This is a genomic window from Halothiobacillus sp. (assembly GCF_027346185.1).
Lineage (GTDB): Bacteria > Pseudomonadota > Gammaproteobacteria > Halothiobacillales > Halothiobacillaceae > Halothiobacillus.
The window spans coordinates 21,680-28,784 of sequence record NZ_DAIESY010000016.1; the positions used below are offsets into that span (position 1 = coordinate 21,680).

Annotated in this window: 8 protein-coding genes; 6 read left to right on the forward strand and 2 right to left on the reverse strand. The window is 55.3% G+C overall.

Translation table 11 applies throughout. The features are described 5' to 3' along the window. The first annotated feature begins 179 nt into the window (after positions 1-179). From coaBC to M7R55_RS01445, 4 genes are all read left to right on the forward strand, one after another. A complete protein-coding gene (gene coaBC, locus M7R55_RS01430) occupies positions 180-1,373 on the forward strand; it encodes a bifunctional phosphopantothenoylcysteine decarboxylase/phosphopantothenate--cysteine ligase CoaBC (protein WP_298217833.1) in 1,194 nt (397 codons plus the stop codon). Continuing rightward, complete coding sequence (dut, locus tag M7R55_RS01435; protein WP_298217834.1) at positions 1,366-1,836, forward strand: dUTP diphosphatase; 471 nt, start codon at positions 1,366-1,368, stop codon at positions 1,834-1,836. The genes coaBC and dut overlap by 8 nt, the downstream gene beginning before the upstream one ends. 36 nt (positions 1,837-1,872) lie before the next feature. Beyond that, complete coding sequence (argB, locus tag M7R55_RS01440) at positions 1,873-2,760, forward strand: acetylglutamate kinase (RefSeq protein ID WP_298217835.1); 888 nt, start codon at positions 1,873-1,875, stop codon at positions 2,758-2,760. 114 nt (positions 2,761-2,874) lie between these two features. Next, positions 2,875-3,420, forward strand: coding sequence for a hypothetical protein (locus M7R55_RS01445; protein ID WP_298217837.1), 546 nt, complete (start codon positions 2,875-2,877; stop codon positions 3,418-3,420). Positions 3,421-3,430: 10 nt separating this feature from the next. On the opposite strand, the gene M7R55_RS01450 is transcribed toward M7R55_RS01445, so the two are convergent. Together M7R55_RS01450 and M7R55_RS01455 are read right to left on the reverse strand one after the other, a co-directional pair. After that, positions 3,431-4,093, reverse strand: coding sequence for a DUF4124 domain-containing protein (locus tag M7R55_RS01450; protein WP_298217839.1), 663 nt, complete (start codon positions 4,091-4,093; stop codon positions 3,431-3,433). A gap of 206 nt (positions 4,094-4,299) precedes the next feature. Beyond that, on the reverse strand, positions 4,300-5,517 hold the full coding sequence (locus M7R55_RS01455; RefSeq protein ID WP_298217841.1) for an MFS transporter: 1,218 nt from the start codon (positions 5,515-5,517) through the stop codon (positions 4,300-4,302). Positions 5,518-5,645: 128 nt separating this feature from the next. On the opposite strand from M7R55_RS01455, the gene M7R55_RS01460 reads away from it, so the two are divergent. Together M7R55_RS01460 and M7R55_RS01465 are read left to right on the forward strand one after the other, a co-directional pair. Continuing rightward, on the forward strand, positions 5,646-6,374 hold the full coding sequence (locus tag M7R55_RS01460) for an MBL fold metallo-hydrolase (protein WP_298217843.1): 729 nt from the start codon (positions 5,646-5,648) through the stop codon (positions 6,372-6,374). Positions 6,375-6,393: 19 nt separating this feature from the next. Then, positions 6,394-7,105 (forward strand): YeeE/YedE thiosulfate transporter family protein (locus tag M7R55_RS01465; protein ID WP_298217845.1); only part of this gene is annotated, 712 nt, incomplete at its 3' end.

Consider the following 7,105-nt stretch of genomic DNA (forward strand, 5'->3'; position numbering starts at 1 on the left):
CCACCTGCGCCATTTGTACCGCCGTTTTATTGGCGAATCAGGGGCCGTATGTGGGGTTTTATCGGGTTTGTCGTCAGGGGACGTGGATCGGGTCATGGCTGGCGCTGGGTTCTCCGGTGGTGCTGGTACACTATGGCCTGAAAGACATGCCCATGGCAACAAAGACGAGCACACACATAATGAGGATTTTAGTCGGGATTAGTGGCGGCATTGCGGCCTATAAATCCATTACGCTGGTCAGGAGGCTGCGCGACGCGGGTGCCGAAGTGCGCGTGGTGTTAACCGAGAGTGCCACACAATTTGTGACGCCGTTGAGCTTGCAGGCCGTATCCGGCCAGCCGGTGCGCACGCATTTGTTCGATCCCGAAGCGGAAGCGGGCATGGATCACATCGCGCTGGCGCGCTGGGCGGATGTGATCGTGATTGCGCCCGCATCGGCCGATATTTTGGCGCGGATGGCATCTGGCATGGCGAACGATCTTCTTACCACGCTCGTGCTGGCGACGACCGCGCCGGTGACGGTCGCACCCGCCATGAATCAGCAGATGTGGGCGCATCCGGCGGTGCAGGCCAATCTGGATGTGCTGAAAAAACGCGGGGTGCGCGTGATCGGCCCGGCATCCGGCGTGCAGGCCTGTGGCGAAGTGGGTGCCGGGCGGATGGTCGAGCCGGAAGACATCGCAGCCCGGATTCTTACTTCCCGCACTACCGTCGACTGGCGGGGCAAACGGGTTGTGATTACGGCAGGCGGAACGCGCGAGCCGATCGATCCGGTGCGCTTTATTGCCAATCGCTCCTCCGGGAAAATGGGATTTGCGCTGGCGGCAGCGGCGCGTGAGACTGGTGCAGACGTGATCTTGATCTGCGGTCCAAATAGTCTGCCCACGCCCGCTGGAGTTCATCGGCTTGATCTCGAAACCGCGCAGGAGATGCAATCGGCCGTGGCGGCGGTGGAGCAGATTGATGTGTTTATCGGCGCGGCCGCCGTAGCCGATTACCGTGTGAGTGCACCCGCCGAACACAAGCTCAAGAAATCGCCCGATGTCGATTCGCTGACGCTCACGCTGGTGAAAAATCCGGATATCATCAGCGAAGTTGCACAACGTAAAGCGAAACCCTTCGTGGTCGGTTTTGCGGCGGAAACGGAAAACCTTCAGGCCTATGCCGAACAAAAGCGCCGCGCCAAAGGCATGGATGTGATTTGCGCCAACCTCGTGGGCGCAGGACTGGCCTTCGATCAGCCGGATAACGCCTTGAGTGTCATCTGGGCCGATGGCACGCAACAGTTTGAGCGCGCCGATAAAACACTGCTGGCAACACAGTTGATTGCCTTGCTGGACAAGATCATGAACAGAGAAAAAACAGATGCCTGATAGCAAGAAAAACAAGGTTGAAGTCAAGTGGCTGGACGTTCGTCTTGGCGATACCATCCCGCGCCCGGATTACGCCACGAGTGGTTCAGCCGGGCTCGATCTGCGCGCCTGTTTGTCCGAACCATTGGTGCTCGATCCCGGGCAAACCGAACTCATTCCCACCGGCATGGCTATTCATATTGAAGATCCGGGCTTGGCGGCCGTCATCCTGCCGCGCTCGGGGCTTGGGCATAAACACGGTATCGTGCTCGGCAACCTCGTCGGTTTGATCGATTCCGATTATCAGGGGCAGTTGTTCGTATCGGTTTGGAATCGAGGCAGCCAGCCGTTCACCATCAATATCGGTGAACGCATCGCGCAACTCGTCGTGGTGCCGGTGGTGCAGGTTGCCTTCGAGACGGTCGAAGAATTCACGCCCAGCCACCGGGGCAGCGGCGGCTTCGGTCATACCGGTCGCGCCTGACCTATACCCACTTACCGAAATTTTTTGAGGAACATCATGACAAGTTACGCCCCAGAGGTGACCGCCGAAGTATTGATGGAAGCGCTGCCGTATATCCAGCGGCTGTTCGACAAGACCATCGTGATCAAATTTGGCGGTAACGCCATGGTCGACGAGGCTTTGCAGGACGCATTCGCCCGCGACATCGTTCTGCTGAAACAAGTGGGATTGAACCCCGTGGTGGTCCATGGCGGCGGTCCACAAATCAACCAGTTGCTTGAGAAGCTCGGTAAACAAGGCGAGTTCGTTCAGGGGATGCGCGTCACGGACCGGGAAACCATGGATGTGGTACAGATGGTGCTGGGCGGGCTGGTGAACAAGGACATCGTGGCGCTCATCAATCGCCATGGTGGCCGCGCGGTGGGGTTGACGGGGCGAGACGCCGGATTGGTGCGCGCCAGAAAGCTCAAGGTTTCCCGCCAAACAGCAGATATGCTGGAACCGGAAATCATCGATATCGGTCACGTCGGTGAAGTGGCGAGCATCGATCCATCCATTCTCAATTTACTGGAAAGCAAGGATTTCATTCCCGTCATCGCGCCGATTGGCGTGGGCGAGGATGGCGCCGCCTACAACATCAACGCCGATGTGGTGGCAAGCAAGATCGCGCAGGTGTTGGGTGCGGAAAAACTGTTGCTGCTGACCAATACGGCCGGTGTTCTGGACAAGGAAGGCAAGCTTTTGACGGGCCTTTCGGCGCGGGATGTCGAAGCCTTGATCGAAAACGGCACGATTTACGGCGGCATGCTGCCAAAGATTGATTTTGCTTTGGATGCCGTGCGCGGTGGAGTCAAAACGGTTCAGATCATCGATGGGCGCGTCCCGCATGCCGTGTTGCTGGAGTTGTTGACGGACAAGGGCGTCGGCACGCTGATTCGTGGTTGATTGGGCGCGGCACAGCTGCGAGCGGGTATTTATGTGAGCTTGCTAAATAGATAGCAAGGCAATTTGTTTTGAGCTAATCTCGACGTTCCTATAAGCACCTAAAGGAAAATCGCGATGCTCAAAACCGTTCACATCAAGCCGCTCAGTCTGGCAGGCGTGCTCAGTCTGTCTGTTCTGCTCCCCGTGGCCAGTCTGGCTGCGCCGCCCGCCCAAACACCGCATGTGGATGTCACCGCACTCATCAAGGCCGCGCATTACCCTCAGGCTAAAAGTGTCGAAGCCATCAAGGCGGAAACACCGGATGTCACCGCGCGGTATGTGTTGCAGATCAGCGATGCCGATGCCAGCAGACGACACGAGGTGTTGGCGGTTGCTGAACATTTACTCGAGCACTATGGCAAAGGTAAGGTCGATGTCGAAGTGGTCGCCTTTGGCCCCGGAATAAAGCTGCTTTTTGCGAATGACAACCCGCTAGATCCATTTATTAGCAAGCTCAGTGCGCAAGGCGTGCGTTTTTCAGCTTGTGGCAACGCCATTCACCATGAAACTCAGATCTTGGGCTACACGCCCAAGCTTGTGCCAGCGGCACGGGTTGTTCCGGCCGGTATTGTTCGCGTGCATGACTTGGCTGTTTCCGGGTATTTCGCCGACAAGCCTTGATGCAAATTGGCTACTTGCCAGCTTGATTGGATGGCTTGGTTTTAAGCTGTTCAAAGCGGCGAAGGTCAGTATCAAAACGTTTCACAGTATCGTTACGACGTGCCTGTAGATCGAATAGCTCTTTGCTCAATTGCAGCATATCTTGGAATGCTGCTTGCTGCTCTGATGAGGTCTGAGCGTGTTTTGATCGCTCATGGGCGCGATCCAGAGCGTTCTGGGTTTGTTTGATCAGGCCATCAATTTCGCTCAGCCGTTGCGATTTTGCCCGTTCCAGATCGGACGTGTTGCTGTAAAGATCGAGCAGCATATGATCATGTCGGGCTTGTGCTTCTTCTTCTGTGCGCTTTTTTTCTGCCGCTTGCTCTTCCGCCTTTTTGGCGGCGGCTTCGACGGCGAGTTCCTGTGGTGTCTTCGCCCGGTCGATGTGCCGTATGACCTCGCCGGTAGACGGGTTGATCAGATCATAACCTTCCATGGCTTGAGATGACGGCATGTTATCGCCTAAATGCACCATCCCGTCCTTGGTTGTCCAGCGATACAAATCTGCGTAAGCGACAGACACAAAACCTGTGCACATTATCGTGATCAAAACCACAAAGACATGTAAAAAGCATGAAATTCGAAAGTGTTGGTGTAGTGGCAACGGTGAAGAAAAACCGGTGCGGATTTTCACAGAACTCATGAGCGCATTCCTTTGCCAAACAATCGAGGCAGTTTGCCTAATCACTTGCCAGTATTCAACTTGATCGGGCAATCAGCCTGTGTTCAACAGGGTTAACTAGCCGTGGCATTCACCCTAGTGAACGGGAAATCGCCAAAATCGATCACATTTTGTCTTTTTGACAATGAAGCAACCTATTGTTATTGAATGGGTAATTTTTATTGGCTTTTGTTCGCAACCACTGCCACCCATAACCCTGATGCGGTCATGGAAAATCCAACCAGCCAAAAGGGCAGCAAAATCCCGCCACTCCATTGCGCTGTCAGCCCCAGGAGCAATCCGCCCACGGCGTAGCCCAAATCGCGCCAGAAGCGATAAATACCCAGAATGCCCGCCCGTTGAGCCGGCTCGGCCTGATCGGCCACCGCTGCGCCCAGAGTGGGGTAAAGCATCGCCATGCCAATACCGATCAATCCCAGCTCCAATCCCCAAAGCCCTATCGATTGGCTCAAACTGACGGCGACCACACCCAAGCCGCAAAGCCACATGCCGCCGACGATCATGATCTTTCGGCCGAACCGGTCCGACAAAGAGCCGGTGACCAACTGTCCTGCGCCCCAAACCACGCCATAGACGGCGATCAATGAGCCGGATGTGACCAATGACAGTCCTTTGGCCATGAAAAATACCGGGAAAAACAACCAGACCAAGGCATCGGTGAATTTTTCCACCAGACCGGCTTGATTCAGAGCCAGTAGTGATCGATTTTGCCAACTGGCATAAGCAAACAAGGTGCGCATTCCAATTGGCTCAATCATGGAGTTGCCTTGATGCAATATGGCCCAGGGACGCGTTTCCCGAACCGCCACCAGCGCAATCAACAGAGCCAGCACGATAATTGCCAGTGTAAAAATGAACAGCCCCATGCGCGCGCCGAGGGCATGAACGGCCAGAGCCGACAGCATCCCGGCAATCGCCACACCGCCGTACCCGGCAAACTCATTGAAGCCATTGACCAGCCCGCGTTGACGCGCATGAGTGAGATCCAACTTGCTGTTCAAGGCCATGGACCAGCTCAGACCCTGATTAATGCCCAAAAACACCGTCGCTAAGATTATCCAGCCCCAACTCGGGCCGAACAGGATAAGTAAGGGAATGGGCAAGGCACAGACCCAACCAGCGATAAGAACGCGCCGACGACCCCACCGATCCGACAAGCTGCCTGCGAACAGATTCAAAAGCGCTTTGACCAGACCGAAAACGACGACAAATGTGGCCAGCGCCATGAATGAGCCGGCAGCCAGACCAAAATCAGACGCAGCCAGTTCCGGGAGAACGGTTCGGGTCATCCCCACCAGGCTGCCAACCAGGAATACCTGAAGCAATTGCAAAACGAACTGGGCGGCATTTGGGCGAATACCGTGGACATGCGTCATACGTGGTTTTCCTGATTAACGACGATGAAGTTTCTTGCAGTATGAAACATATTGACCAAACACTCAATAGAATGATTGAATGTATGTTGTGTCATTACACAAACATCCTTAATCGGGGGAGTCGCAATATGTTTCTTGAACAAGTTGCCTGTGATAAATCGTCTTTAGCTTATTTATTTGGCTGCGTCGGCAAAGGTTTGGCCATGGCCGTTGACGTTCATGCCGGTGATGAGGCGCGTTTCGCTGCCATGGCGCATGCGCGTAGTGTGAGAATTCAATATGTCGTTGACACACACATCCATGCAGACCACGTCTCGGGTGGACGTCGCTTAGCTGCTTTGACTGGGGCCAAATATGCATTACACGAAAGCGATCATAGTCTGCCGTTCGAGTTCCTGCCGCTGGCTGATGGTCAAACGCTCTCACTGGGTAATGTGTCGGTCAAGGTGCTGCACACACCCGGTCACACCGACGACCATATTTGCCTGCTTGTCACCGACCACACGCGTGGCGATGAGCCTTGGTTCGTGTTGACGGGGCACTCGCTTTTTGTCGGCAGCATCGGGCGCCCCGATCTGCATGGACGCACACATGAGATGGCCGATCGACTCTACGATTCCTTGGTCACTCGACTTCTGCCTTTACCGGACTATCTTGAAATCCTGCCCGGTGCGCAGGCCGGCAGCGCGTGCGGCGGCGGTATCAGCGGAAAACCTTGCTCAACGATCGGCTTCGAGAAACGTCATAACCCGACACTGAGTAAATCACGCGAACAGTTCATTGAAGAAGTCAGTGTGACGGTACTGCCGCCCATCGATGAGATTCAGTCCATTATCAAAATCAACACATCCCTCTGATCCAGACAGGAGCATCATCGTGGAACCAGCAATTACCAGTTATTTATCCTGGGTACTCGCCCTTTCAATCGTCTTTGGTCTGGCGGCCCAGTCTTCCCGTTTCTGCCTGATCGGCGGGCTCAGTAGCTATCGGCAATCGCGGGACGGACGACGCCTTGCGGTTTATTTGGCGGCCATTGGTGTCGCCATTCTTGCAACCACTCTGGTTCAGTCACTCAGTGGCATCGATCTGGACAATACACGGCCCGTGTACCGCTCGCCCGACTTTGCCTGGGGGCGTTATTTGATTGGCGGCTTCGTATTTGGTGTCGGTATGGTGCTGGCCCGAGGCTGCCCGGTACGGAGCCTCGTCAAAGTCACTCAAGGCAATCTCCAGGCGCTGCTTGCGGTGATCGTCATGGCACTGGCGGCCTATGCCATGACCCGCACCACCTTATATGCCTCGGCCTTTTTGCCTTGGGTGGGACACTTGAGTACCAACCTTGAGGTATTTGGAATACATCATCAGGATCTGGCGAGCATTCTGGGTGGTGGCCGCATTCTGTATTTGAGCCTGGCGCTGGCCATTAGTGCATTGTTGCTGTTTGTCTCCTGGCGCTGGTTACCTCTGCGCGCCAATTGGCTCGGATGGTTGGGAGCGTTATCGATCGGGATCGTGGTGGGACTCGCCTTTTGGGTCACGGGCGGTTCACTTGGACAGGCGGCCTCCGATGCCGCTGAAATGATGAACA

Coding starts and splice junctions, on each gene's coding strand:
- coaBC (WP_298217833.1), top strand. CDS start 180: ATGAGGATTTTAGTCGGGATTAGTGGCGGCATTGCGGCCTATAAATCC.
- dut (WP_298217834.1), top strand. CDS start 1,366: ATGCCTGATAGCAAGAAAAACAAGGTTGAAGTCAAGTGGCTGGACGTT.
- argB (WP_298217835.1), top strand. CDS start 1,873: ATGACAAGTTACGCCCCAGAGGTGACCGCCGAAGTATTGATGGAAGCG.
- M7R55_RS01445 (WP_298217837.1), top strand. CDS start 2,875: ATGCTCAAAACCGTTCACATCAAGCCGCTCAGTCTGGCAGGCGTGCTC.
- M7R55_RS01455 (WP_298217841.1), bottom strand. CDS start 5,517: ATGACGCATGTCCACGGTATTCGCCCAAATGCCGCCCAGTTCGTTTTG.
- M7R55_RS01460 (WP_298217843.1), top strand. CDS start 5,646: ATGTTTCTTGAACAAGTTGCCTGTGATAAATCGTCTTTAGCTTATTTA.